This is a genomic window from Sporofaciens sp. JLR.KK001 (genome assembly GCF_036941055.1).
In the GTDB taxonomy this organism is placed as follows: domain Bacteria; phylum Bacillota; class Clostridia; order Lachnospirales; family Lachnospiraceae; genus Sporofaciens.
Window position 1 is genome coordinate 1,848,544 of the sequence record NZ_JAYMNO010000001.1, and the last position, 25,651, is coordinate 1,874,194.

Below are 25,651 nucleotides of genomic sequence, written 5' to 3' on the forward strand. Positions count from 1 at the left end.
ATATCTATATATCCGAGAAAATAACATTTCGTTACAATATTCTTAAAAAAATAAGGACGCAGTGATCCTAAAAATCATCACCGTGCCCTTATTCCTAACAGTATAATTGTAACAGTTCAGGCGAGCTGTCCTGTTACGTATAATTATTCATTCCCTCTCAATGCCTGGATACGCGTCTTGACATTCTCGGCAAATTCTTCGTCCGAGTATTTGGGGTCTCTGGTCTTCATCCAGATCTCACAGGGTGCTTTGCTGCATTCTCCGCAGTTTTTGAATTGCTTCTGATTGACGGTACAATCATAGATAGCACATGCTTTGCCTTCCGGCACGTGGAAAACTTTCCCGCTTAAGTCATTGCAGCCCGAACACATCTCTCCATAGCAATAACAAGCGCTGCAATCGATTCCGCACACGCTCAGATTCGTGTTTTCCTTCATTATTTATCCCTTCTTTCGTTCAGTGATAGAGACATCTTATTATGATTCACGTTGAATGTATTGTATATTTGCGACATCTTTGTAAGCAAATGATTTTGCTTCTTTTATGTTCATAGTATGATACCGCTTAAATTCCCGCATCAGATGTGACTGATCGGTATATCCATACTTACAGACTGCATCCAGGATACGGAAGTTTGGATTACTTATGATTTCACTCCACAGACATTGATAACGTACGAGGTTACAGAGTTTCTTAGGCGTAATGCCGATATATTCGCGAAAAAGCCGTTCCTGCTGCCTGCTGCTGATGAAGCTTTCCCGTGCCAGTGTCTTCGCGCTTAAGGCTCCTTTGTGCAGGAGGATCTGCTTTACGGCGTTATCAATGGAATCGTTTTGCCGGATCGCAGATAGCTGATCAAGGAAGATCTTCTCCGCTATGGCGATCCGTTCCTTTAGAGATTGTTTTTCCAGTAATTGCGGCCGTAAGATCTCATCCAACCGGCGGAACCTGGAAGGAACGTCACAATATTCATTCAATGTATCTGTCAGGGAAGCTTCCGCAAAGGGATAGGCACCCCAAGCATAAAAGCGTATCGCAAACACGGACACCAGGTGTCCGGTTCGGGCCTGTTCGCGGTAGAGGAAGCTTGCGTCGTTAATTCCGCAAAAATTCCCGGTGACCGTAGATTCCGTATGGTCGATCTGATAGATGATATCCACGCAGGTATCAGGGATGATCACGCTTGTATCGATGGATTCCCGGATTTCCCGATAAGGCTTTTTGCTGCCCCAGAAGCACCGGATATATTTTGTCAATTCCGGATTGACGATGCCTGCCTCTCTGTGTTGATCGCTGCGTCTGAATGGGGTTGCCGTCAATGGTATATAAGAAATATTCCTGCCAGTCATAGATTTGCATCCGATTCCAACAGTTCTTGCCATGGCTGCACCTCCTTGCCGTTACTGATATCTTATCATCATGAGGATTGATAAGTCAAATTAAAAATATAGCAAGAATCATGAAAAGGCAGAAAAGATCTTGTGCTATAATATCCCAAGGAGGGAGCAAAATGCAAGATCAGACAGTACACATTGTTTCACAGGCGATCCGTTATATCGAAGAGCATCTGCATGAAAAGATAGATTTGGATATGGCGGCGTCAGCACTGCACTATTCCAAATATCATCTGCATCGGGTCTTTATGAAGGCAGTCGGCATGACGATCCATGGCTATGCGAAAAGGCGGCAGCTTACAGAAGCGGCAAAGCTTCTTGTATGTTCTGAGAAACCGATTATCGAGATTGCGCTGATGAGCGGGTATGGCAGCCAGCAGGCGTTTGCAGAGATTTTCAAAGCGATGTATAAGATTTCCCCTGCCAAATTCAGGGAAATGGGGAATTTCTATCCGCTGCAGCTTGAAATTCATCTGCAGGAGGAACCTGCAAAAATGCATTTGACAAAAGACGATATAGAATTTGCGACGCCAGCGGACGCGGATGACTGGATGGAACTGGTAAGCCTTGCGATTGATGGCTATCCATGTCTGAATAAGGATGATTATGTTGCAAACCTGTATCAATATATTGCCGACAAGAAAGCTTTGATCTTGCGGGAGAGGGCCGTTTCGGCGAAGCCCAATCGGAATGCGGCGGTCGGTGTAATGGGATTTTCACCCGATACAGGCAACATAGACTTCCTGGCAGTCCATCCCCAGTATCGGCATTGCGGTATTACGAAGTTGTTTCTTGATAAGCTGGCAGACGAACTGCTTTGCGGAAGAGAGATAACGTTGACGACATACCGGGCTGGCGACAGGGCAGATACGGGCTGGCGGGAAGAATACCGCCGGCTTGGGTTTGCGGAGCGGGAACTGCTTGTAGAATATGGATATCCGGCGCAGCGTTTCGTATTTCTTCCGGAGGGAGCAGGAGACCGCAGCATAAATAAGGAGGACGCAGGAAATGACCGAAACACGGAAAAATCCATTAGCGGCGAATTTTAACGCCATATCTCTTCTCAGGTTTGCGTTCCCAAGCATGATCATGATGCTGTTTATGGGGTTGTACACCATTGTAGACACGGTTTTCGTGGCACGGTTTGTAGACACGTATGCGTTGTCATCCATCAATATCGTCTGTCCAGTCATCAATCTGATCGTTGGTCTTGGGACGATGCTTGCGATAGGCGGCAGTGCGGTCGTTGCGAAGAAAATGGGGAATGGAGATGAGAAGGAAGCAAGGAGTAATTTCACATTGATTGTTGCGGCAGGAGCGGTTATGGGCCTGCTGATCACAGCGGCAGGACTTCTCTTCTTAGATGAAATCATCCGGGGGTTGGGGGCAAGTGAAGTATTGTTCCCATATTGCAGAGATTATCTGGCCATACAGCTTTATTTTGCTACATTTAACATGATGCAGGTCTTATATCAAAATCTTTTTGTGACGGCAGGGAAACCAACATTAGGTCTGACGCTTGCAGTTCTGGCGGGAATTGCCAACATTGTTTTTGACTATATTTTTATCGTTCTGCTTCGGATGGGAATCAGGGGAGCTGCTATTGGAACGGGGATCGGATATCTGATACCCACAATTATCGGTACCATATTCTTTCTGACGAGAAGAAGCGGGCTGTACTTTTGCAGGCCTGGAATGGACGCATATGTCTTGCTGAAAAGCTGTTCCAATGGTGTGTCGGAAATGGTAAGCCAGTGTTCGGCTGCCGTAACTACGTTCTTATTCAATATAACGATGATGGAGCTGTCAGGCGAGGACGGCGTAGCTGCAATCACGGTTATCATATATTCGCAGTTTCTTTTGACAACGCTTTATATTGGTTTTTCTATGGGAACAGCCCCGGTCATAAGCTATAACTACGGGAGCGGGAATGCAGAACAGCTAAAGAAGACTGTCCGTATTTGTTTTCGGTTTATAGCAGGGATTTCCATATTCGTATTTCTGTTTTCTCTGCTTGGCGGGGAAAACATTGCAAAGATATTTGCAGAGAATAACAGGAATGTCTTTGCGCTTACAAAGAGTGGATTTAGCATTTTTTCATTCAGTTTCTTGTTCTCTGGGTTCAATATTTTTTCATCAGCTTTATTTACGGCGTTATCGAATGGGAGAGCATCTGCAGCCATATCATTCCTGCGGACATTTGGTCTTATTGTATTCTTCCTGTTAGTCTTGCCCCGGATTCTGGGAGTGACCGGTGTGTGGCTTGCAGTTCCGGCTGCAGAAATGCTTACGCTTGCGGTGACAGTACGCTTCACATATTGTATCTGATATGCAGCATACAAGGGATGCGGCACCCAATCATGCTGCATCCCTTGGTGATTGTCAGATTAACTGCGGGAACGGATATCGAATTCCGGGTTGATCGCATAGAAGTTCTTGCTGTCCAAATGATCCTGAACGATTCTTAGGCCTTCACCGAAACGCTGGTAGTGCACGATCTCTCGTTCTCTTAAGAAACGGATCGGTTCGCAGACTTCCGGGTCTTTGACAAGGCGCAGGATATTGTCGTAAGTGGTTCTGGCTTTCTGCTCTGCTGCCATATCTTCATGAATATCTGTAATCGGGTCGCCTTTGGATTGGAAATATGTTGCGGTCCAAGGAGCGCCGCTTGCTGCCTGGGGCCAGAGGGCCAGTGTGTGATCTACATAATATTTGTCAAAACCGGATTCAACTAACTGTTCTGGTGTCAGATTTTTGGTAAGCTGGTAGACAATAGCGCAGATCATTTCCATATGAGCAAGTTCTTCTGTACCTATATCCGTCAGGATGCCGGTCACTTCCTTATAAGGCATGGTATAGCGCTGGGACAGATACCGCATGGAGGCGGCCAGCTCACCGTCGGGTCCACCGAATTGTAATAACCTATTAATCTCCTAATCCTTGTAAATACTGGATTAGGAGATGTATAAGTGGAATGTTATCTTGCCATGTTCTTTATCATATATGATATCCTCGACCAAATTTCGCATGAAGGTTCCCTTTGTAGGGAAGTCAATGTCTGGATCACGGATCACATCATAGACAGTTTTTACTTTTGATAATACATCTTGTTTGGTAGGAATGTCTGTGGAAGACTGGGACTTTAGATCTGCCATGTTTGCTTCTAATTCTTCACGTGCTCTTTTCAGTCGGGCTTTGTTTTCTCCGTATTCTTCCAATGTGTCTATGCCATTTTCATAGGCAAGACGGATTCTTTGTTCTCTTGTTTTGAGTTTTTCTAACTCTTTTGTGAGAGAAAGCTGTTTTTCTTTCTTTTCAGAAGATTGAGGAGGACGGTATCTATATTCAAAATTCATTCCATTTAATAGATCTTCAAAGTATTCATATATAGCATCAATAATCTTCTTTTCACTTATGCAGCAAGATTCTGAGTGTATTCCTTTTGAATACCGATAACATTGGAAACCAGGAGATCTGATATTTGCGCCGTTATAAGCAAGTGTGGCGCCGCAGTACCCGCATTTCAGTAAACCGGACAACCAGTGCTTGCAAGTAGATATATTTCGTCTTTTGGCAGGGCGGTATCTCTGCTGGATTTTCTGCATTCTTTTTTCATAGCATTCTTTTGTGATGCGGACTTCATGGGTTCCCATAAAGCTGATATCATCCCATACTACCAGACCATAGTAGAAAGGATTTGTAAGAACGCGTTCGACTGTTCTTGCTTCAAACGGATGGCCGCGGCGTGATAGATATCCCATATCATTGAGTTTGCGGGCAATGGCAGTATAATCAATATCATATGTATCAAATTGTTCGGTCATGAAAGCTACGATCTCATATTCTTTTTCGTTGATAATGAAGGGCTTGCCGTTTCCTACTGCTTGATAGCCAAGTGGAGGCACCATCTGATAACCTTGTTGTCGGGCTCGTTCTTTCATTCCACGTAAGACTTCGCCGGAAAGCCGGATAGAGTAATATTCATCCATCCACTCTATGATCCGTTCGATCAGGCTGCCGAAGGGTCCCTCAACCAGGGGCTCCGATATACTTACTACATCTACATTATGTTGCTTTTTCAGAAGAGACTTATAAACAATAGATTCTTCCTGATTCCTGGCGAACCGGCTGTATTTCCAGACAAGTATCAGATCAACAGGATGTTCATCGGCTTTGCACATGCTTATCATCTTTTGAAATTCCGGACGTTTATCAGCTTTACGGCCGGATACGCCGAGTTCATAAAATATCTTTAAAATGATAATGTCATTTTTCTTGGCATATTCCCGGAGTAACTTTTTTTGGGATTCAGGGGATACTTCTTCCTGATCGTGGGTACTGACACGGACATAACCGTATGCATAACGTTGCTGCATGGTATCATCTCCTTTGATAAATGTATGTAAAAATGGGTACAAAAATAACAGCCTGAGAACTTTTGTTCTCTTGCAATGGCTGCCCGAAGATGATACAATAATTTTTGTTAGAAGCTGTATATCTTCGGATATATGACTAGGACCGTCCCTGTTGGCACAGGGGCGGTTTTTATTATAGTAAATCAGAAATCTTAATAATCAGTCCGTCAAATATATAAACGGGAATCTCATCACCGAAGAAATACATATTCGCATCTTCTTCACCTTCAAAAACATAAGTTTGAACGGCTTTTTTTATTGGGTTAATGATCCAGTATTCCCGGACGCCTGCAGTACGATATTTGAATAATTTAACAGAATAATCCATCCGGGTACTGCTTGGAGAGACGATTTCAACGATCCAATCTGGTGCCCCCTTACATCCCCGATCAGATATTTTACTTTTATCACAAATTATAGAAATATCGGGTTCTACCCATATTTTATCGTCGGCATTCAAGTTAACTGCAAATGGCGCAGGAATGACTTCACACTCTCCTTTTTTGGTGAAGATATGATTACCGATGATGCGTCCCAATTGTTGGATAAGTTTTTGATGGATAAAGCTAGGCGGTGTCATGGCATACAGCTTCCCGTCGATCAGTTCTGCACGCTGTCCTTCCGGAAGGTTCCAGTAGTCTTCTGATGTATAAATGTGTTCTTGCGGCATTGGCATGTGATTACGTCCTTTCGTTGTATAAGTATATAATTTATAAAAAATATTAGGTGTTTATTGTGAAAAATTAACAATTTGTCTATTGTTGTATACAGTAAATAAACATATAATGATAACAAGGAGGTAAGAACTATGTTAAGGAATATTATTAGTGTAATTAGTATGTATACAGTTTTAATATGTTTAGTCTTTCTGTTTTCAAGGAAGATTTTTGCCTATATTCCAGTAAAAAACATTATTATTGCAAATAAATACTATATAAAGGATATTGTCTGTATCATTTTAAGTATTATAGTGGTGTTTATGCTGTTTACTGCGAATCCTCCGAGGTAAGGCTTTGATCTTCTATAGTTATGTCTTGAGTAGTGCTGTCTGGAACACTAAGCAATAATTCTTTTTTGCAGGAATTGTATTCTTCAACAAGTTTTTCGTAATCATTTTTTAATTCCTCATAGTCATTTTTATGTTTGTTTTCAGAAATAGTAATATACAAATCACCAGCAGTTTTAATTTAAACAAATAAATCTGAGTGGGTACCTGTTCTATCCAGATATAAGTCATTACCGTCAATTTCATAGATTAATAACCAATCAGGGGTAATATGACACTCCTTGCGCCCTTTATAATTGCCAGTTAAAGGATGATCACGGTTTTTAGGCGGTAAGGGTTTAGGGATGGATAATATTGCGACAACTTCTTTCAACAGTTCCATGTTCAGCCCTCTTTTCATACACTTCTTATAGTCCTTTTTAAATTGTCCAGAATGTATAATGTTCAGCATATCAATCCTCCAGACTAGCCCACAAATCATCAAGATTCTGGAACTTTTGCCCAGATCCGGTTCTTTTCATTTCGTCAACCTCTGCAAATGCGGCCAGGGTTTCTGCATTTGGAGTTTCATCTGGAATTGCGGCGCCTTCCAGAATGCCAATAATGTAAAACATTTTGCTTTCTGGTATCTGATCTAGTAATTGTACAGCTTTTTCTTTATATGTCATCTTATATTTCCCCTTTCTAATTCTTAAACATATCGTATATGTTCCAAATAGTATTATATTCAAAAAAGCAACGGTTATTTTACTTTTGTTATCGTTAAGTTTGGTGTGAAGCAGATAACATAATTATCTATTTCATGCATGGTACCGTATTTATCTCGGTAGCAATCTACAGCATTTTGAAGAAATTCCTCCGTAACATCTAAATATTCTGCAATTTCATGCCGGGTATAGCAACCGTGTTCATAAGCTTGGATCAGGCCATGCAATCCAATTTGTTTATTGTATGCCCAAAGTCTTGCTTGATGTTCTTGTTTTTGGTGCCAGGAGTCAGAAATGTTTATAATATCACCTACGGTAGTCTCATAATGTCCAAATTCCTCGGCTAGGACACAGGCTTTTGCGGCGGTGGTTTCAAGATCTTCACGGATTGCGATCCGGTTTCCCTTAATCCTACCGTCACTTGATTGCAAGGGCTTTTCCTTTACATATAATCCTTTACTGTAAACTTCATCTAAAAGTGCTTCGTATCTATTCATAAGTAACACCTCCATGATAAGTATATCACTTTGGATGTCCAATAATTGGGACGCTAGAAGTCATCATCATCCATGATGTCATCATCGTGTTTTATCATTTCCTCAGTTACCTCGATATCGGTACGCAGGTGAGCGGCGTTTACTTCAAGATGTGGCTGGATGTCTATGATGGTGGCTTGGGAGGTTTCCAGTTCTTCTATACGTTTATCACGGTTTTTCAGAGAAGTAACGCGTTCTGTCTCTCGTTCTAAAGCTATGTCTACTGTTTCTCTTCCAAAATCATCAAGATCTCGGTATTTTTTTATGTGACCATATTCACCGGATCGTAATTTATATGAGTGAAGAATTTCGCTTTCGCATTTTAATCCGAGTAAATAATCTATTGATACATCAAATTTTTCAGAAATTAAAATTAAAAAGTCGGATGACGGTTCACGTGCTTCTGTTTCATAACCATTATATGTTGTATATTTTAATCCGAGATATTGTGCAAATTCTTTTTTATTCATACCAGTTGATTCTCGGATTTCTTTGAGTTTTATTCCTATCAATCTAATCACCTCCTTTATGAACCCATACTATAACATATTTTTCAGAATGTCAATCAAGAATTACACAAAATGAGAAGTAATTTGCAGAATGAGTATTGACAAATACGCGAAAAGAGAATATAATGCAAATGTAAATTCTCAAAACGAGTAATTGGAGGTGAAAAGTGTGATTTATAGTGCAATAGAAGCAGAACGTGCAAGGAATAGACTGACAAAAGAGGAGCTTGCAAATAAAATAGGCATTTCAAATAAAACGTACTATAACTGGTTGAATGGGATAAGTCCCATACCCAGTACAGCACTTATTGAAATGGCAAACATGTTCAATGTCAGTATTGACTATTTGCTTGAAATGGATAAGCCAAGGAACTTTGCGGAAGAGAAGGAGGTGGTGTGAGTGGAAAAGGGGTGGAGGATTTTCAAAGAAAAACACAGTGAAACAATAAAAGCATTGAAACACTGTGTTGGAGCAATTATTGGCTGGGAGTTGGGACATTGGTTGATAAATTTACTTTCTTAAAGTTATGTTGTTTTCATTGGCAATTGCTTCAAGGTGATTTGTAAAATCATCATAATCTTTTTTGCTATCAATGGAATAAAAATTAGCCCGTAATTGTTTATAGTCCTGATAAGAAAGTAGAGGTGAAATGATTTCCATATTTATTGTTAAATCAGAAGCTTTCTCTTTTATATATAGGTCTTTACAAGTTATAAATACGCAAAAAATAATAAGAAAAGCGAACAGGGCATAACTTATTTGAAAAAATATTTCATTATGCAGCTTTATAAAAGAGATTATTGGATTTTTTTTCTCTGTAAACACAATCTCATCTTTTGATGAGGATGTATCTGTGTCAATTGAGAGGATTTTATATACTTTGGCAAGAGAATAGGTTAAAAAAAGAGTAGTAAAAGAAAGATATATGCTGTAGTAAAGGAAAAAAGTATGGCTGATTCATTTGAACGCGTAGTGGTAGCGTATGGGATTTCACGGTATATGAAATCTGAAAACGATGCATTTAAAAAAGTTAAAATATTTATCATTTTGGGAAAGAACCAATTAGTTATTGGTTGTATAAACCACATGACCAGGAGGGTTGAGATAATTCCTGCAGTAATACCTATAGTCATATCTTTTTTTAATAATTTTTTTAACATCTTAGTAAATTCCTTTCATCATTTGATAAGGAAAATTATACCAGATATTGTGAATTAGGACAATATAGAATAGTTGGGGAAGAGGTGAGAGCGATGTGGGTAATATTTATTCTTGCAGGCATTGTGATTGCACTGGTGGCAACTCTTGTAATTGCATTGGCAGCAAGGAGGTGGTGTGAGAGGTGAATAGGAAAAATAGAAACCAGAAAATTGGGAAAGCCATTGAGACCATGATGGTAAGATGCGAGTATTTAAAAGACGAGAAAGATAAGGTTAAAAAGCCCGAATGTTGCATAAATACATATCTAGAAAAGCAACTTGCATATATAGAAGGAAATTTAAAGAATATCCAAGCTGAACTTATAAGAATAAGAAAAGCCGAGATTGAACATGAAATGGTTTTTGTAGAGGTAGAACCAGGCAAATATAAATTATTTGATTTCATGACGGGGATAATGCGGGAGATACAAACATTATCCATGAATGAACTGCATGATTATATCAACCGTCGCGCAGGATACAAGGTTTATTGATTACCAATTGTAAAATCATATCCAGAGTCAGTTTTTGTAACGGAAACGATTAATTCATTGTGTTTGCCATCGTGTAAAGTAAGAACAAAGAGGGAGCCATCATATTCAACAACATCGCAACGTTTAAAATACCAAGTATCTGGAAGTGATTTGATAAATTTTAGCATAGAGTAATAAAAACTAGGATATGGATCTCTAATGTCATGTTTGTCATGACCGGTATAATAAAGTTTCGGTTCTTTCATGATACCCTCCATAAAAAGCGCGGCGGTTGATAAGAAGATTATAGGAGATTCGTAAGAAAATGGCAATATGTTTACAGAAGATAACGGTAGCTTTGGATGTTGATGCGAATGCATTGTTTGGAATGAGGGGAGGTGATTGAGAGTGGGGAAAGAAGCAAGATTCTTTTTAGAAGCGGAATTTGACACGGAAGGGGTATTGGCCAAGGCAGATAAGATTATGAAACTTGCAAGAGAGTTAGAAGAAGAAGCTCATAATTTGAGATACAAAGCAATGGATATCAAAGCAAGCGAGGCATCTCGTGAGAAAGATGCCTTAGAATAATTACTTTACATTTTTGACAATTACATCTTTGAATTCACCAAGAGCAATTGCTGTTGCTCTTGACAGATGGAGTAAATCTTTTTTGGTTACAGTAGGATTGAGGGTTTCGCCATCAAAAAGAAGAGAAGGAGGTGGTGTAGGAAGTGAACATTCAAGAGGCAACGAAAAAAGCTGTAGAAGATGGAGGATTAATTTATAGGACTTCTACAATGCAAGCCAACAAGGCAAGACACGGGGCAGTCAATCCGACCAACACATACGATGCATGCATATTAGTAGTGATGGAAAAAGGAGTTCAGAAGAAAAGCTGTAGAGCCTGGAACCCTACAGCCGATGATTTGCTTGCCGATGATTGGGAAGTTGCTAAGGAATGAACTTCGCAATGAAATCGGTAATAGAATTAAAGGTTTCTTGTAGGAAGGTTCTCCATAGTTGCTATGGCAAAGTCGGATAATCTGCAAGTGTAAACAGTGTCATCAGCATAAAGATTGTTAAGAAAATTATTCCGGCCAAGTTCACGAAGAGAATCTTCAACATCTTCTAACAGAAGGTCTGGAAAAAAAATCTTTTGAATTTCTTCCACATTGATGAAGTTCTTTGAATCAGATTTGGTAAAGCCATGTTTGCGCCTGTCAGAATATTCTTTATACAGCTTATATAACACTGTTTTAGCATCTTTGGTAAGTGTCATTTCATGTCTCCTTTCTTATGTACTCGACTCTGGCGGGAGCCTGTACCTAAATTATAGAAGGGATGTGGGAAAATGGCAATATGTTTACAGAAGATAACGGTAGCTTTGGATGTTGATGCGAATGCATTGTTTGGAATGAGGGGAGGTGATTAGTAGGGTGGGCATCATAGGCGCAAAAGGTATTGCTATGTTCAGAGGAACGGCACAGGATATCATTAATCAATCCTAAAATCCCGTTCAAATTATACACATGTTTAAGGTGTCAGCCCATATAACTCATATATGTCTTTTTGAAATGGCGTAAGGAGACTGTAAAATAAACTGTGTATTGTCGTAAATTGGTATGTAAAATCTTGTTTTTTCGACATTTCTAAAATCAATTCCCAGTGCCGATTTTTTTACAATTACCGTTATTTTTCGACGCTATTTTCGATTTCTTTATATGAATAGTATTGCCATTTTCTGGTGATACTATTCATTTTATTTTATTTTTCTTTTATTTCCCATCCCTTAGCAATGTTTCATAGGCATCCAGCCGGACGTTATCCAGATAGACTTTTTTGATTTCATTTTCCGTATAAAAATCATACAGCATCTCCATCAGTATGCTTAAATATTCTTCAGACATTTCCTGTCCTTCGTATTCCATGATCCGGTAGGCTACACAGGCATACGCCCTGGAAGATTGATGTGTCATTGTATTATTTCCTTTACTTTACTGCTGGTTTTCAGGTTCATTCTCTATTCTGCTTATAAACTATTACCCCCAATAGGTGGGGGCTTTATGGTATTCCCTTCTTTTCCTATCATTTGATTTCAAAGGGAATAGGTTCTCCTCCATATTCATCAATATATTTCTGTGATTCTTCCCAAAAGCCTTTCTGTCCTATGAATTCCTCCAGGTGGAATAGTTCCCTTTCCAGTTCCCGTACCCTCTCTTTTAGTGCTTCAACAGTGTATTCTTTTTGCTCGTTTTCTTCCTCCGTCCATCCATAGTAATCCAATACGTATTTTCTTGCTTCTTCATTCCCCATGCCGGCTGTCGCTTTACGCAATGCTTCTTCCTCTCTGTATATGTCAAGAAAGTCAATCGGACTGTTCCCATCGCCAACAGCGCAGCATGTATTCTCATGTACACTATATCCTGCTTCTATCCATTTATGGAGCTCCCTGCGTTCTTCTTCGGTCATAGGCGTTATTTTTTCATATTCCTTTAATTCTTGTTTCAGAAATCGTTTTCGTTCCTTACTGATCCGCATTCTATACACCTCTCTGATTGCCTTATCCCTCACTTTAGTTATTGCCGCCTGTATGGTTCTTATGCATGAAATGCCTATGCATAAGAACCATACAGGCGGCATTGAGGCAGTCAAGGGATAAAGGGCAGCACTGCTGTCATTTACAGCCGGATACGTTTCTGTTTCTACGCTTTAGGCAATCCTGGCCCTGTCGCCGAATTCAATCACAAACTGTCCATAGGTCTCTCCCCAGTCACGGTACGGCATGGACCATTTCTTAATAATGTCCCTGGTAGACAAATAAATTGTTTTTCTTAATGCCTCGTCATTTGGAAAGAGTGCTTTGCTCTTTGTAACTTTGCGCAGCTGCCGGTTAAAACCTTCTACGGTGTTGGTGGTATAGATTAATTTGCGGATCTGATGGCCATAGCAGAAATAGGTGGAGAGGTGCTCCCACTTATCAAGCCAGTTATCCAGGACGACGGCATACTTTTTCCAGCTATCCATCATACTCTCCAGATTCCGCATCGCGATTTCTTCACTCTCCGCCCCATATACGCGCTTTAAATCTCTCATAAATGCTTTCTGGTCTTTATAAGCAATATATTTTAGCGTATTGCGGATCTGGTGGATGATACATAATTGGATCCTTGTTTCCGGAAATACCGTATGGATCGCATCCGGGAAACCTTTTAAACCATCCACACATGCAATCAAAATATCAGAAACGCCTCTGTTTTTCAATTCATTGCATACTTTTAACCAGAATTTGGCACCCTCATTTTCCCCAATCCATATCCCAAGGATATCTTTATAACCGTCTCCATTGATTCCCAATGCCACATAAGCTGCTTTTGTTATGATCCGCCCATCTTCACGTACCTTAAAATGTACTGCGTCCAGAAATACGACAGGATAAAAAGAATCCAGTGTCCTGCAGTACCATTCTTTTGCTTCTTCCATTACTTTATCCGTGATATTGGAAATGGAACCGGCCGAGAGTTCTATCCCATAAAGGGATTGTACATGTTCCGAGATATCCCGTACAGACATCCCTTTTGCATACATAGAAATGATTTGGGATTCCAGCCCTTCTTCAACGACTGTACGGTTCTTTATGATCTCCGGCTCAAACCCTGGTTCCCGTGTCCGCGGCACGTCAATTCCAATCTTTCCATAAGCTGTTTTGATTGTTTTAGAGCTGCTTCCATTTTTAGATACCCTGTTTCCATTCTCCTTTGCATCCGCAATATACTCATTTACTTCCTTACGGAGTATCTGCTCCACGGCATCCTTTATTACTTTCTGTATCAACCCATTCGGACCTGTAATATCTTCCATCGTGTTGCATTTTGCTATTTCTGCCTGATAGTCAATTTTCTGTGACATAGTTGTTTCCTCCTAAAATTTTTCTACCAATTTTTTCCAACTAATCACAGTATTGTCGAATTCATTATCCATTATACAAAAATGGATGTGTCGAATAATCTGTGATGATTTACACAGATTATTTTACACACCCGGCGTAAGTTCCGTTGTGTATTTTTTTCGTGTTCCATTTATACTGACACTACGGACAGTTTTCATTTCACTTATTACTTTTTGAAGATCATGATTTTTATACCATCCGGCTTCATTCATCACCTGCTTTAGACGAGTTGTGATCAGAAGTGCAATAAACTGTATGAAGATTCTGCCTTCCATAGCTGCCGCTGAATGGATACGCAAACGTTTCATATCAAGATCATTTTTGAGATCATCGAAACATTTCTCAACAGCATCCTTGCTCCGGTACACCTCAAGAGCTTTTGTCGTATCCTTAATGTGATTACTTACAAGCACGAACCAGCCGATATGGTTCCTTTTATGCTTGCTAATGGCTTCCTCATTGTAATCCACCCTGATGCCTCTTATAGGAGTTTTATGGATCAAGAAGAACTTATCATAATAAGAGGCATGCTCCTTTACATGCCTGCCGGCCATAAGTTCTTCATAACAGCAGTGCAGGGTATGGTCAAAATTCCGTTCGTCTGACGCCGCCTTGAAAATATCGTGGTAGATGTGGATATAGAACCGATGCCCTTTCCAATTGGAAGATTCCGTGACCGCATACAGTCCATCCCCAAAGACTGTACAGTAATTATGATGGGAACGGATGCTGTCTCTGTGGTGTTCCACTGCCTTGCAGGCAAAACCGACAGTAAAAGGTACTCCAATCAGGAACTTTTTATGGCTGGCATACATTGCGTCAAGGTTCGGTTCACTATAAAAGCCTTTGTCCATGACAAAATGGCATGTTGGGCTCTCCAGAACGGATATATTAGCTATGCTGTCTTCCAGAGCGTTCACATCTTTAATGCTGCCGGGAATGATCCTGTAATACAGCGGCATATGGGAAGTGACACCAGTGAGCATAAGGAGGTTGATCTGTGGCAGTTTTTCCCCGTCACGGTTGTATCCCCAGCGGACAAAGTCGATCAGTTCGCTATAGGAAGATACACTGGTGATATCCATTGCATAGACATCCTTCTGGCTGTTTACATCAATCCACCTGCTGAAAAAGTCCTGTTGCAGTGTGGGCGTAATCCTTACAAGGAGTTCGCTCACCCGCTGGCTTGCAAGCAGGGAACGGCACGGTGATGGATACATCCGCTGCCACTGGTCAACGTGGCGCAATGCCCCGCCTTCGCTGACAAGGTAATACGCACATGTCAGTATGCATCTCCAGTCATCCGGAAAGACTGTACTGAGCGGTTCCATCAGCCCTATGTCTGAAACAGCTTTATCCAAAAGGGACTGTATGCCGGTATTTTTCACAACACAGCGGCCAGCAGGTTCTTCCGTTTGAGCCCTTTTACGGGCAGCATCGCCTTTCCTGCGGTTGGGAACCACTTCACCTGTTACTGGATCCAGATGCCCAATGCTCTTGCGGATGTGTTTGACTTTTTTAGTTTCCTTATCATAAATTGAAGTGTTGCTGTAAACATAGGTTTTACCATTTGGATTTTTGACGTAAACAAGTGATGACATGCCGTTGCTCCTTTAAATATGTGTATAATATTTCTACTTATATTATAAAACTTATACACATATTTGTAAAGAGGGAGCGCCTAAAAACCCCGTATTTTCAATGGATTCATACTATCATACAGTCAATCTGTGTATAATTTTTTCGGGAGATTAGGATCAATTAGAAATTAAATATGGGATACCAAAGGAAAAGATATTGCTTGGGAATTGTGCTGAGCCACCCGATGCCAAAGAGTGTCTCTTATATGGGCATATAGTAGGCATGGGTGAATATTCAGCAACAACAGTATGGATACGATGGTACAAAGAGCCTGGTGGGGAATGGGTCAATGATAGTGATTATATTCCAAAGTCTGCTAATGATGTATCTTGGAAATAATTTCATCAATATAATGCTGATTGGCGTTGCTTCTAGGAGAAAAGGTTAAGGGCTTTGCAGAAGAGAAGGAGGTGGTGTAAGGGGTGTGGGTAATATTTATTCTTGCAGGCATTGTGATTGCACTGGTGGCAACTCTTGTAATTGCATTGGCAGCATGGATAATCCATAAGGTTTCCAATGCCATGATCCGTGAGGACAGGCAGTTGGAAAGAGAAGAAAAATTGAATAAAGGAGAATAGCGATGAATAAAAAGACGATGATAGCACTGATTGTATCTGTAGCTGTGGCCGGGGCCATTTTTACTGTTAGTTCGTGTAAACTGATCGGGACCGGTAAGGTTGGAGTTCAGTACAGTTATAAAGGCGGCGTGAAAGATGAAACACTCAATCCTGGATTGAATTTCATCAATCCATTTCTGAAAGTCAAGGAATTTACAGTCGGTAATGAACAACTGATCCTGACTAAGGACAAGAGAGACGGATCAAAGAAGAATGAATCATTCAAGGTAGCAACGGCGGACGATGCAAGTATCTCCGTAAGTTTTCAGATGTCGTATCGGTACAATCCTGAAAAGGTAGTTGATACATATAAGAAATTCAAGGGTATGGATGGAGAGGATATTGTCGAGCAGCGAGTTAAGACAGTCTTGAAGTCAAAGATTTCGGAAGTCACAACGGATTATACTATGATGGACATTTATTCTGGAAACCGAAGTGAGATCAACAATGCCATTACAGAATATCTTAACAAGGATTTTGGCGATTCTTACGGCATTGAAGTTTTGGATGCATCCATTATAGACGTTCATCCAGATGAAAAGCTTAGGGAAGCTATTGACAACCGTGTGACAGCTCTTCAGCAGAAGCAGCAGGCCGAAGCAGAGCAAGAGAAGATTAAGGTGGAAGCTCAGACAAAACTGATTCAGGCGGAGAATGATGCGGATATCAAGATAAAAAAGGCTGAAGCGGAAGCAGAAGCCAATAGAGTGCTGGCAGCATCCATCACGGATGAATTGATCAGGATGAAGGAAGCGGAAGCACGTAAAGAACATGGTTGGGTTACGGTTCAGGGAGCAGATGCTATTGTGACTGAAGATAAATAATATGACTTCCCCGTCAGTTTGGCGGGGAAATATAGAAACAAGTACAACCAGTGAATCATACATATGTAGAGGGGTGGTGTAAGTGAAAAAATTAGAAATTGTAAGCATGGTTAGAATTGAAGGCAAGTGGTATCGGCAGGAAGAAATACCGGTGGATGAATTTAGAAGATTACTTGAAGCTAAAATTACGGAGTCTATGGAAAATATTGGGTTTATAAAGGTAGAGACGTCTGAGTCTGCAAAGGAAAAAACCGCGTGAAGCGGTAACCAGTTGGACAAGCTGTGAAGGCAATTTGAATTTAGAACAAGGGAGGAAAGACGGAATGATTACAGCGTATAGAGGGCGGATCCGGGTGACTCAGGATGAAACAGAAATGAAAGGTGATCTGGCTAGTGTCAGCAAATATATCTATTGGAGTTTGACCGAGATGGGTAATAGTCCGGTAATGGCGGTATTTAAGATTATTGCTTGGGTACTGATAGGGTTGACTTATGAGATCGAGTGAAAGAGGGATGAGCGCCGTGAGGATAAGATATCGCAAGAGAAGGAATCTGATCTGTCGGATCCTGCGGAGGACGGCAGCAGTCATCATAGGGATCGGGATCATAGGGGCGCTGGGGATGTCCTGGAGGAGCTTAGCTGGTATGTCTTCGATCCGGGATGCAGGATGGGTACCGATAAGCCTGATAGCGATGGCAGCAGGCTATGTGATCGGGCGCACTGCCAGGTACATAGAGAGACGGCGCATGAATCTTGATAAGACACAGAGAAAAACAGATAAAAAATAGCACATCTACCGCAAATAGATGTGCCAAGGCTTTCGCCCCACTACATAAAAAACTTCTCATAAGTAGGATACCATTGGTGGGCCAGAAAGTCAAGAAAAACGGGAGATTCAACCCGTTTTTCAATCTTGATAAGGATATTAAACTTAGGACAAGATCCGGAAGTTAGACAGGAGAAGAGAATTGGCAACCAAGAGAGTGTCTTACGAATTTGAAGATGTGATAGAGCGGGAAGAATATCACGATGGACGGTATGGAGCTCCGGGAAAGAAGAGAGCAGAGAAGAAGAAAGCCACTCCCGAACAGGTGGCGAAGATTAACCAGTATAACCGGGAGAAGAAGGCGCGCCATCGGCTGAGGATGTATTTCCATGAAGGGGATTGGTTTGCAACACTGACATACCGGAAGGATGCACGTCCTGCAGATATGGCAACAGCCAAGAAGCATTTCAGCGATTTTATGCGGAAGGTAAGACCATGGTACAGGAAGCAAGGGTATGAAGTATTCTGGCTCCGTAACGTCGAGAATACCAAGACGAACAACTGGCATATCCATCTGGTGATCAATGACATCCCTGTAGGGAACCTGATTGCCATGTTGAATGCCATGTGGCCCCATGGAAGAGTGCACGATCCAAAACCTCTCTACAAGAGGGGAGAGTTCAAGGATCTGGCCACATACATAACCAAGAATGAGAAATCGACCAGGGAGCTCATCGGTGACAACCTGGATCACCAAGTGACAGAAGCAAGCTATTCCCATTCCCGAAATATGCCTCTTCCCCCGCCGAAGGTGGAGAAGCTGAAACGCTGGGAGAAGCAGCCGCGGGAGAAAAAAGGATGGTACATAGACAAAGAATCCTATTATGAGGGTATCAATCCGGTAACCGGATATAAGTACCGTCATTATACATTGATCAGGATCAACAGACGGATCTAAAAGAGAGAAAGGAAGAGAAGAGATGAATCTGAAATATGCAGTAAAAAGTGAAGATACGGAGCAGATCCAGGTGATGAATTGGGCGCACTGGTATACAAAACAGTACCCAGAGCTGAAATGGCTGCACCATATCCCGAACGGCGGCAGCAGGAACCGTGCAGAGGCGGTCAAGCTTCAGCAGATGGGAGTGAAAGCGGGTGTAGTGGATCTGTTTCTTCCATCCCCGAAGGGGATCTATTGCGGGCTGTACATTGAGCTGAAGTATGGTGATAACAGGAAGACAGCCAGGCAGAAAGAATTTCTTGCCGATATGGCAGCGAACGGATACTTTGCAGTAACCTGTTATTCTGCGGACGAAGCGGTCCGGGTGTTGGAAGAGTATGTGACATTGCCTCACGGTTTCGTGAGGGATGATGTCCGGGAATATGTGGGAATATCAATGGGCGGAACAATTGACGGCTGTAAGATGAGCATACCGAACAACGGGATCTTAAAGGATGGCAAGGTGAAGCCGGGAGGTAGGTAATGGGGCGTGTGAAGCAGTATTTTGATGAGATCAGTGCAGATCCGGAAGAGAAAGATCCGGAAGAGGAAGAGCAGTCCGGCTCAGATCTGCCGGAGTGGATTCCGGGAGGGATGCTTGCCCAGATCCCAGAATCTACACTTTATGAGGAATATCTTGAACAGTGTTGTCTTCCCGGCGCGCGTCCATATGGTTGTCGGAAATATTTCGGAATAAAGACGAAAACGAAGTACATAGGAACATTACAGCGCGGGAAATGGCTGACAGACCTGTATGAGGATACGGAAGGGGATTATTGGCACAGTAAGCGGGTCAGGGTAGGCAGATGGATCATCACGGCGTTTGAGTGTTTCCGCGGACGGCGGGATCTGGACAGCCCCCATGAGGCGCATACCGGAATCCCTTCGGATTGGGACAAGATGATTGATGAATATGGTGAAGTCCCGGCGAATTGGGAGCGGCTGCCGGAAGAAAAGAGAGCGGATGGTGATGAAGACCATAGCAGTAATGTTGCATAAAGGAGAAAAATATGTTTGATAAATTCGGAGAATTGAATTCTTATAAGGAGATCAATGAACTGGCAGAGAACCTGTTCAATGAAGGGGATATTGGGAGTTTAAAGGCTATGGCAGAGGAGAACGGGATAGCAGAAGAGTTTGTGGAGCTGTATTGTAATGCAGAGCTTCCGGAGCTATGTGATGCAGCGACGGCAGCAGTCGGAAAGATTGAAGTAGAGGCCGGTGATCTGAAACCAAAAGAGATCATGGCTGACTGGGTGGAATATCTGAAAGCACAGTGTATGGAAGATGAGGAACTGTCCATGCATGTGAGGCAGAAGGGAAAAAGCCTTAAGGGCTGCATCGGGGCTCTTCTCGCCTGGTCCTTTAAAAACCAGCAGCAGATAGATGAAAAGATCATCCGTGCTGCAGGTGTGAAGGCCGGTAAAGTCACTCTGGGGATTCCGGGGATGGGAAGAGCGAAGAAGATCATCAGAGAATATTACATGGAGGGATAGTGATGATAGCGAAGAAGGAGATAGCTAAGCTCCCTGTCCTGCCGGCAAAAGCCCATGGACGGGATGAATGGATCGGCCGGATCCGGATGCACCGGGATACTCTTGTTCTGGATGTGTATGATGCAAGGCGGGTCATGTGTCCGGAGGAAGAAGAAAAGGACGCTGAGATAATGTTCCGGTGGGTATGCGATAAGAAAAACTATTATACTTACATGTTTCGGAGTCAGGCATGGACCGGATATGGGTTAAGCTATGCGCAGAATGGTGGAAGTTGGCATTATGGATATCCATGTATTCAGCTGGATGCGGAAAGTGAAGAGACTGCCGGAAAATTCCTTGAAGACTGTGAGGATATATGGCGGTACGATTTCCCCGAAGATCAGATTGACAAGCTCGGAAGATTGGAAGAGCACATAAGGGATCAGAAAAGAGACAGAAATGAACAGAACCGGAGTGCCCGGATCCGTGCCCGGCAGAAATTACGGAAAGCGTTGCCGAAGGACTGGGAGAAGTGGCTTAAGACGGATGTGTATAAGGATAAGCGCTACCTGTTTTATAATGCCAGGCGCCGGAAAAGCGGAAGCTGTGCATATTGCGGTGCAGTCGTGGAGCTGGATGGGAAGCAAAAGCATAACGGCATAGGGAAATGCCCTGCATGCGGCAGCAGTATCCAGTATAAAGCGGTAGGCAAAGTATCTGAGATGAGAGACAGGAGACAATGCATTTATCTGCAAAAGACAGCGGATGGATTCCTGACCAGGTATGTGCTTACCGAGAAGGTCAGCGGACCATGGGGAGAGCGTTATAAAAGCCGCGACGCTGTATTGGCGACATACAATGGGAAAAAGACTTGGTATGATTATTGCATGGTTTCAGCGGTCGGCGGTGACGAATATTGGGATGATAAACGTCCATATGATATGGGAAACTGGGAACCGGAAGGTTATCTGTATACCAGGAATGCCAGACAGGCAGTAAAGGACACCGTATTCCGGTATGCACCGTTAGTGCAGTGGATGAAGCATGAGAGACGGGAAATCCCGCTTGCTGATTTCTTGTGCAGATATGAAAAAGCGCCTTATCTGGAGTTCTTCATCAAAGCAGGGCTGTACAGGCTGACAAGAGAATACGTGGACAGGCACGAGATCTGGAAAGGGAAGAAGCCGGAAGAGATACTTGGCATAAATAGACAAAGGATCCGCAGGCTGATCCGGATGGATGGGGGCATTGCCGCATTAGAATGGCTCCGTTATGAACAAGAAGAAGGGATCAATCTTCAGGATGAGACGGTCTCATGGCTTCAGGAGAACCGGCTGTATCCGAATAAGTGTGCAGATATTTTAAGGCAAATGAAAAGTGTGGTCCGTATGGTGAATTATATGAAGAAACAGCAGATTGCCCCGGCAGATATCGTTACAACATGGACAGACTACTTGCGGATGGCGGCACTTGAAGATATGGATATCACGGATGATATCGTCTTGTTCCCGAAAGATTTAAAACGGCAGCATGACTATCTGGTGGAGCTTGGGAACCGAAGGCAAGAAGAAAGACGTCTTGAAGGTTATGCTGACCTGGACCGCAGGATCAGAGAGCGCCTGCCGGAGGCTGCAAGATATTACTGGGAGAATGAGAAATATATGATAGTGCCCGCAGCGAAATGTGAGGAATTGATGAATGAGGGCAGGACGCTGCATCATTGCGTCGGCCGGGATGACCACTACATGACAAAGATGGCAGAGGGCCGCAGCTGGATCTTATTCCTGCGGAAGAAGGAAGCCTTGGACTGTCCGTATTATACGGTTGAGATCAATATGCAGAATGATGAGATCATCCAGTGGTATTCAGCATTTGACCGGCAACCGGATGCCGTCGAGATAAAAAAGATTCTAAAGATGTTCAAACAGAATGTAGCCAGGAAACGGAAGAAAGAGCGTATCCCGGGGTCTGTAGCTGTTTAAGGATGGCATATAGGCAGAAGGGCGTATGGAGACAGGAGGTAGGATGGAAGAATATACACAGATTACACTGGATGAATGGGTACAGTTGAAGGAAAACCTGAAAAGAGACCTGGTCGGAGTGCAGGAAAGCTTTGTGAGGATTGGTTATACACTTCGGAAGATTGAAGAAGAGAAACTGTATGAACAGGACGGATATAAGAACATCACGGAGTTTGCAAAAACGGAGTATGGGCTGAATCCTTCTGCCGTGTCCAGGTTTATGAGCATCAACCGTAAATATTCTGTTAACGGGTATTCCGATCAGCTCCGTCCGGAATTTATACAGATGGGCAGCAGTAAGCTGTCGGAGATGCTGTCCCTGCCGGATCAGGATCTGGAGATGATAAGACCTGAGGCAACCAGGGAAGCTATTCGGGAATTAAAGCAGTTTAACAGGGAAGAAGCGGAATCAGGGACGGCAGATGATATCAGAGAATTGATCGGGAAATTCTTTGAAGATAATGCGGATGATCTGGAAGCGCTGCGGACCAGTGAAGCATACCACACCGGAGAGGTAGATAAGCTGATTGAGATTGTAAATCCAGGAGGGACAAGGACATACAAGAAGGGTCTGTATTTCCTGATGATGTATGAGCAGGAAATCAAAGTGAAGAAGTTCAAGGGGACCCCACAGACGATGAGCTGGGCAGAATTCTTCTCCATTGCAAAGGAGATCATAGAGAATATACCGATCGCAGATCTAAAGGAGCCGATGGAAGTGTGTGTGAATGAAGCGGGCCCGGAAGCCGGCAGCAAGGCAGTGATAGAAGAAGAGAAAGCCGACAGCGGAGAAGACGATCCTGTGACCGCTGCCAGTGATAAGAATGAGAGTACTGTGGCAGCAGGCAGCACGGATGAGAAAGAAGATGATCCGAAAGATTCTGCCGATAAGGCAGAGTCAGAGACAGAAAAAACGCCGGAAAAAATTGCGCCGGCGCAAGATTCTGCTGAAGAAGGAGATGCAAGGCCAGAAGAGGAAGTTGAAAAAGAAAGGATAGAGCTGGAAGAGGACCCGGTAGGAGGAATAACGGCGCGCTGTCAGACCAGAAAAGAATATTTGGATTCGCTTTCGATTTATAGGATGGCGAATTACATGAATGAAGAATACGCAAGAAAAAATCTACAGGCATCTACGCTTTGTTATCCATCACAGATTATAGACTGGCTTACGCAAGAGGTAGATGCTCAGGGCCGTGAGATTGTGGATGTGTAAGATAGATGGGAGGCGTTGATTGTGGATCTGATGACATTTAAGGATCTAAAGGCTGGGGATCTGGTGGAATTTAAAGATGTTGATATCTGCGGCAAACGGCAATCCGGGAAAGGAAAGGTATATGGGTTTGGATGGTTTTCATTCACGGATCTTGTATGGGTAACCATGGAGAATGGACAAATGGCAGCAGTGCCTTATGAGGAGATCCGGAAATTATAGCATCAACCATGGTGGGGATGCATTGTATCACAGGTACCAGGTTAATCAATAGACAGCCTCCGGCTTTATGGCCGGAGGGGAAAGGAGAATAAAACGGGACGGAGTGTATTTGACCCATACTATTCACGTATTCAGGAGCTTTTATTTTCTGGTATGTCTATAAAAGCAACGTATGATTATGTGGAGAAGTATTTTCGGGTGTACAGCACGTATAGTGCATTCTGGGGATATGTGAAGCGGCGGAAGCTGGATTGGTTTATGCCGGGGAAGGTGTGAAGGAAGGTGAGGGATTATAGTGAGATATACGGAATATCATGCCGGTGTTCCGGTGATCAGGGATAAGGAGCTTTTGCCAGAGGCGATGAAAAGGCTGGCGGTGATGGAGGATCATCTGGAAGAAACAATGGAGAAAATGTGTGATGAGTATTGCCAATATCGGGCATCAGCGTTAACGCAAGGGATGCTGGATCGAATCTGCGGAGAGTGTGAGCTGGCAAAATTGTTTGAGGCGTTGAAGTGAAAATGGAGAAGTGTAAACTGAATTGTGTTTTGAAATATCCGGGGAGTAAGTGGAGGATCGTGGATAAGCTTGTAGAACTGATTCCACCGCATCATACATACTTGGAGCCATACCTTGGAAGTGGTGCAGTATTCTTCAGGAAAGCGCCATCAGACATAGAGACGATCAATGACCTGGACTGGGATGTGGTGAACCTCTTCCAGTGCATCAGGGAGGATTCGGAAAAGTTGGCGCGGTTGATTATGACAACGCCGTACAGCCGGCAGATGTATGATGATGCGTTTAAGAGTGATCCGATTATGGAAGTGTTGTCGGAAGGAAATAGATTTCTCAAGGCTTGTCAGTTCCTTGTCCGATGCTGGCAGGGGCATGGATTTCGATCGAATGGCTATAAGGTCGGCTGGAAGAATGACGTGCAGGGACGGGAGCGGATGTATGCGCTGTGGAACTGGTACCGTCTGCCGGAATGGGTGATCGAGATCGCGGAACGGCTGCGAAGGGTGCAGATCGAATGTTCCCCGGCTGTAGAGCTGATGGAAAGATATGACTATGAGAATGTGTTCATGTATCTGGATCCGCCGTATCTTCTGGGGACCAGGAGCGGGAAGCAGTATAAGCATGAGATGTCCGATGAAGAGCATGAGGAGATGCTGCAGAAAGCGATCGACAGCAAGGCGAAGATCATGATCTCGGGATATGCATCGGAGATGTATGATGATATGCTTGCGGGGTGGAGACGAAAGGAATTCCGGTCTCATGCGGAGATGGGGAACAGCCGGATAGAGGTTGTCTGGATGAATTATGAATCTGGACAGATGGAGTTGAGATTGGATTAAACTGAAAAAACAATAAATGGAAATTGGAGGAGAAAAATATATGAGTGGATGGAAAAAAAGGGAACGGGCGTTATTTATACCTGGAATGGATGAAGAATCATTAAATAAGATTGAATGTAAAGTTTGTGGAAATAGGTTCATTCCTAGAAAGGAAAATAAATATGTGGTTAAGGATAGAATGGTAACCGGAGGTGTTCAAAGTGCTCTTAGTGGACAGTATTCAGAAGCGAAGCAATATGATGCGTTTGATTGTGAAGTATGTGGATGTCAGATGATTGTAAAAGAGAGATTGAAGCAAGTAGATGAAGTAAACTGAAAGTTAGTGGAGGGAG

The 25,651-nt window shown here is 42.8% G+C and carries 38 protein-coding genes and 1 pseudogene; 23 read left to right on the forward strand and 16 right to left on the reverse strand.

Annotated elements, in window-relative coordinates:
- Positions 1-143 precede the first annotated feature (143 nt).
- Positions 144-437: a DUF3795 domain-containing protein gene (locus tag VSQ62_RS09730; RefSeq protein WP_334634612.1), complete on the reverse strand. Its 294-nt coding sequence runs from the start codon at positions 435-437 to the stop codon at positions 144-146.
- 39 nt (positions 438-476) lie between these two features.
- A complete protein-coding gene (locus VSQ62_RS09735) occupies positions 477-1,382 on the reverse strand; it encodes a helix-turn-helix domain-containing protein (protein ID WP_334634613.1) in 906 nt (301 codons plus the stop codon).
- A gap of 128 nt (positions 1,383-1,510) precedes the next feature.
- Between VSQ62_RS09735 and VSQ62_RS09740 the strand changes: the two genes are divergently transcribed.
- Positions 1,511-2,443, forward strand: a complete 933-nt coding sequence (locus VSQ62_RS09740) for a GNAT family N-acetyltransferase (RefSeq protein WP_334634614.1) — start codon at positions 1,511-1,513, stop codon at positions 2,441-2,443.
- Positions 2,403-3,722, forward strand: a complete 1,320-nt coding sequence (locus VSQ62_RS09745) for an MATE family efflux transporter (RefSeq protein WP_334634615.1) — start codon at positions 2,403-2,405, stop codon at positions 3,720-3,722. Before VSQ62_RS09740 ends, VSQ62_RS09745 begins: the two co-directional genes overlap by 41 nt.
- Before the next feature lie 59 nt (positions 3,723-3,781).
- On the opposite strand, the pseudogene VSQ62_RS09750 reads toward VSQ62_RS09745, so the two are convergent.
- The 7 genes and pseudogenes from VSQ62_RS09750 to VSQ62_RS09780 form a co-directional block, all read right to left on the reverse strand.
- Positions 3,782-4,309 (reverse strand): annotated as a pseudogene (locus VSQ62_RS09750) (manganese catalase family protein); the annotation flags it as partial.
- 39 nt (positions 4,310-4,348) lie between these two features.
- Complete coding sequence (locus tag VSQ62_RS09755; RefSeq protein WP_334634617.1) at positions 4,349-5,770, reverse strand: recombinase family protein; 1,422 nt, start codon at positions 5,768-5,770, stop codon at positions 4,349-4,351.
- A 172-nt stretch (positions 5,771-5,942) separates the two neighbouring features.
- On the reverse strand, positions 5,943-6,485 hold the full coding sequence (locus VSQ62_RS09760) for a Uma2 family endonuclease (RefSeq protein WP_334634619.1): 543 nt from the start codon (positions 6,483-6,485) through the stop codon (positions 5,943-5,945).
- Between the two features lie 511 nt (positions 6,486-6,996).
- Entirely contained in the window at positions 6,997-7,266 is a 270-nt protein-coding gene (locus VSQ62_RS09765) for a type II toxin-antitoxin system RelE/ParE family toxin (protein WP_334634620.1), read from the reverse strand.
- Position 7,267: 1 nt separating this feature from the next.
- Positions 7,268-7,483, reverse strand: a complete 216-nt coding sequence (locus tag VSQ62_RS09770; RefSeq protein ID WP_334634621.1) for a hypothetical protein — start codon at positions 7,481-7,483, stop codon at positions 7,268-7,270.
- A gap of 74 nt (positions 7,484-7,557) precedes the next feature.
- A complete protein-coding gene (locus VSQ62_RS09775; RefSeq protein WP_334634623.1) occupies positions 7,558-8,019 on the reverse strand; it encodes an ImmA/IrrE family metallo-endopeptidase in 462 nt (153 codons plus the stop codon).
- A 53-nt stretch (positions 8,020-8,072) separates the two neighbouring features.
- Entirely contained in the window at positions 8,073-8,570 is a 498-nt protein-coding gene (locus VSQ62_RS09780; RefSeq protein ID WP_334634624.1) for a helix-turn-helix domain-containing protein, read from the reverse strand.
- Between the two features lie 166 nt (positions 8,571-8,736).
- Between VSQ62_RS09780 and VSQ62_RS09785 the strand changes: the two genes are divergently transcribed.
- Positions 8,737-8,967 carry a helix-turn-helix domain-containing protein gene (locus VSQ62_RS09785; RefSeq protein ID WP_334634625.1) on the forward strand — a complete coding sequence of 77 codons (231 nt, stop codon included), beginning with the start codon at positions 8,737-8,739 and terminating at the stop codon, positions 8,965-8,967.
- On the forward strand, positions 8,968-9,090 hold the full coding sequence (locus VSQ62_RS09790) for a hypothetical protein (RefSeq protein WP_334634626.1): 123 nt from the start codon (positions 8,968-8,970) through the stop codon (positions 9,088-9,090). It abuts the gene before it with no gap.
- Here VSQ62_RS09790 and VSQ62_RS09795 read toward each other — a convergent pair.
- Positions 9,079-9,393 (reverse strand): hypothetical protein, encoded by a 315-nt coding sequence (locus VSQ62_RS09795; RefSeq protein WP_334634627.1) that lies wholly within the window; start codon positions 9,391-9,393, stop codon positions 9,079-9,081. The two genes, VSQ62_RS09790 and VSQ62_RS09795, sit on opposite strands and share 12 nt — an antisense overlap.
- Positions 9,394-9,910: 517 nt before the next feature.
- On the opposite strand from VSQ62_RS09795, the gene VSQ62_RS09800 reads away from it, so the two are divergent.
- On the forward strand, positions 9,911-10,261 hold the full coding sequence (locus VSQ62_RS09800) for a hypothetical protein (RefSeq protein WP_334634628.1): 351 nt from the start codon (positions 9,911-9,913) through the stop codon (positions 10,259-10,261).
- Here the strand turns inward: VSQ62_RS09800 and VSQ62_RS09805 are convergent.
- Positions 10,255-10,506 carry a hypothetical protein gene (locus VSQ62_RS09805; protein ID WP_334634629.1) on the reverse strand — a complete coding sequence of 84 codons (252 nt, stop codon included), beginning with the start codon at positions 10,504-10,506 and terminating at the stop codon, positions 10,255-10,257. The two genes, VSQ62_RS09800 and VSQ62_RS09805, sit on opposite strands and share 7 nt — an antisense overlap.
- Before the next feature lie 142 nt (positions 10,507-10,648).
- Between VSQ62_RS09805 and VSQ62_RS09810 the strand changes: the two genes are divergently transcribed.
- Both VSQ62_RS09810 and VSQ62_RS09815 read left to right on the forward strand, forming a co-directional pair.
- Entirely contained in the window at positions 10,649-10,828 is a 180-nt protein-coding gene (locus VSQ62_RS09810; protein WP_334634630.1) for a hypothetical protein, read from the forward strand.
- A 143-nt stretch (positions 10,829-10,971) separates the two neighbouring features.
- Complete coding sequence (locus VSQ62_RS09815; protein ID WP_334634631.1) at positions 10,972-11,202, forward strand: Thoeris anti-defense Tad2 family protein; 231 nt, start codon at positions 10,972-10,974, stop codon at positions 11,200-11,202.
- Between the two features lie 26 nt (positions 11,203-11,228).
- Here the strand turns inward: VSQ62_RS09815 and VSQ62_RS09820 are convergent, their stop codons facing one another.
- From VSQ62_RS09820 to VSQ62_RS09840, 5 genes are all read right to left on the reverse strand, one after another.
- Entirely contained in the window at positions 11,229-11,519 is a 291-nt protein-coding gene (locus tag VSQ62_RS09820) for a hypothetical protein (RefSeq protein WP_334634632.1), read from the reverse strand.
- Between the two features lie 496 nt (positions 11,520-12,015).
- Positions 12,016-12,216, reverse strand: a complete 201-nt coding sequence (locus VSQ62_RS09825) for a hypothetical protein (RefSeq protein ID WP_334634633.1) — start codon at positions 12,214-12,216, stop codon at positions 12,016-12,018.
- Positions 12,217-12,325: 109 nt separating this feature from the next.
- Complete coding sequence (locus tag VSQ62_RS09830; RefSeq protein ID WP_334634634.1) at positions 12,326-12,778, reverse strand: PLC family EF-hand domain-containing protein; 453 nt, start codon at positions 12,776-12,778, stop codon at positions 12,326-12,328.
- A 171-nt stretch (positions 12,779-12,949) separates the two neighbouring features.
- Positions 12,950-14,146, reverse strand: coding sequence for an IS256 family transposase (locus tag VSQ62_RS09835; protein WP_334634635.1), 1,197 nt, complete (start codon positions 14,144-14,146; stop codon positions 12,950-12,952).
- A 123-nt stretch (positions 14,147-14,269) separates the two neighbouring features.
- Entirely contained in the window at positions 14,270-15,787 is a 1,518-nt protein-coding gene (locus tag VSQ62_RS09840; RefSeq protein ID WP_334634636.1) for an IS1634 family transposase, read from the reverse strand.
- A gap of 462 nt (positions 15,788-16,249) precedes the next feature.
- On the opposite strand from VSQ62_RS09840, the gene VSQ62_RS09845 reads away from it, so the two are divergent.
- From VSQ62_RS09845 to VSQ62_RS09920, 16 genes are all read left to right on the forward strand, one after another.
- Complete coding sequence (locus VSQ62_RS09845; RefSeq protein ID WP_334634638.1) at positions 16,250-16,405, forward strand: hypothetical protein; 156 nt, start codon at positions 16,250-16,252, stop codon at positions 16,403-16,405.
- 2 nt (positions 16,406-16,407) lie between these two features.
- The gene (locus VSQ62_RS09850) at positions 16,408-17,268 is read left to right on the forward strand and encodes an SPFH domain-containing protein (RefSeq protein ID WP_334634640.1); all 861 of its coding nucleotides are present in this window, start codon (positions 16,408-16,410) and stop codon (positions 17,266-17,268) included.
- An 82-nt stretch (positions 17,269-17,350) separates the two neighbouring features.
- Positions 17,351-17,527, forward strand: coding sequence for a hypothetical protein (locus VSQ62_RS09855; protein ID WP_334634641.1), 177 nt, complete (start codon positions 17,351-17,353; stop codon positions 17,525-17,527).
- 64 nt (positions 17,528-17,591) lie between these two features.
- Positions 17,592-17,774, forward strand: a complete 183-nt coding sequence (locus tag VSQ62_RS09860; protein WP_334634643.1) for a hypothetical protein — start codon at positions 17,592-17,594, stop codon at positions 17,772-17,774.
- 16 nt (positions 17,775-17,790) lie between these two features.
- Entirely contained in the window at positions 17,791-18,057 is a 267-nt protein-coding gene (locus VSQ62_RS09865; RefSeq protein ID WP_334634644.1) for a hypothetical protein, read from the forward strand.
- A 180-nt stretch (positions 18,058-18,237) separates the two neighbouring features.
- On the forward strand, positions 18,238-18,993 hold the full coding sequence (locus VSQ62_RS09870) for a rolling circle replication-associated protein (RefSeq protein ID WP_334634645.1): 756 nt from the start codon (positions 18,238-18,240) through the stop codon (positions 18,991-18,993).
- A gap of 22 nt (positions 18,994-19,015) precedes the next feature.
- The gene (locus VSQ62_RS09875) at positions 19,016-19,519 is read left to right on the forward strand and encodes a VRR-NUC domain-containing protein (RefSeq protein ID WP_334634646.1); all 504 of its coding nucleotides are present in this window, start codon (positions 19,016-19,018) and stop codon (positions 19,517-19,519) included.
- A complete protein-coding gene (locus VSQ62_RS09880) occupies positions 19,519-20,034 on the forward strand; it encodes a hypothetical protein (RefSeq protein ID WP_334634647.1) in 516 nt (171 codons plus the stop codon). Before VSQ62_RS09875 ends, VSQ62_RS09880 begins: the two co-directional genes overlap by 1 nt.
- Positions 20,035-20,045: 11 nt before the next feature.
- Positions 20,046-20,531 (forward strand): hypothetical protein, encoded by a 486-nt coding sequence (locus VSQ62_RS09885; RefSeq protein WP_334634648.1) that lies wholly within the window; start codon positions 20,046-20,048, stop codon positions 20,529-20,531.
- 2 nt (positions 20,532-20,533) lie between these two features.
- Entirely contained in the window at positions 20,534-22,492 is a 1,959-nt protein-coding gene (locus VSQ62_RS09890; protein ID WP_334634649.1) for a PcfJ domain-containing protein, read from the forward strand.
- Positions 22,493-22,535: 43 nt separating this feature from the next.
- Positions 22,536-23,744, forward strand: a complete 1,209-nt coding sequence (locus VSQ62_RS09895) for a hypothetical protein (protein ID WP_334634650.1) — start codon at positions 22,536-22,538, stop codon at positions 23,742-23,744.
- A 21-nt stretch (positions 23,745-23,765) separates the two neighbouring features.
- Positions 23,766-23,963, forward strand: coding sequence for a hypothetical protein (locus VSQ62_RS09900; RefSeq protein WP_334634651.1), 198 nt, complete (start codon positions 23,766-23,768; stop codon positions 23,961-23,963).
- Positions 23,964-24,116: 153 nt separating this feature from the next.
- Entirely contained in the window at positions 24,117-24,239 is a 123-nt protein-coding gene (locus VSQ62_RS09905) for a hypothetical protein (RefSeq protein WP_334634654.1), read from the forward strand.
- Positions 24,240-24,258: 19 nt separating this feature from the next.
- A complete protein-coding gene (locus VSQ62_RS09910; protein WP_334634655.1) occupies positions 24,259-24,483 on the forward strand; it encodes a hypothetical protein in 225 nt (74 codons plus the stop codon).
- A gap of 2 nt (positions 24,484-24,485) precedes the next feature.
- Positions 24,486-25,319 carry a DNA adenine methylase gene (locus tag VSQ62_RS09915; RefSeq protein WP_334634656.1) on the forward strand — a complete coding sequence of 278 codons (834 nt, stop codon included), beginning with the start codon at positions 24,486-24,488 and terminating at the stop codon, positions 25,317-25,319.
- Positions 25,320-25,359: 40 nt separating this feature from the next.
- Positions 25,360-25,635: a hypothetical protein gene (locus VSQ62_RS09920; protein WP_334634657.1), complete on the forward strand. Its 276-nt coding sequence runs from the start codon at positions 25,360-25,362 to the stop codon at positions 25,633-25,635.
- Positions 25,636-25,651: the final 16 nt, after the last annotated feature.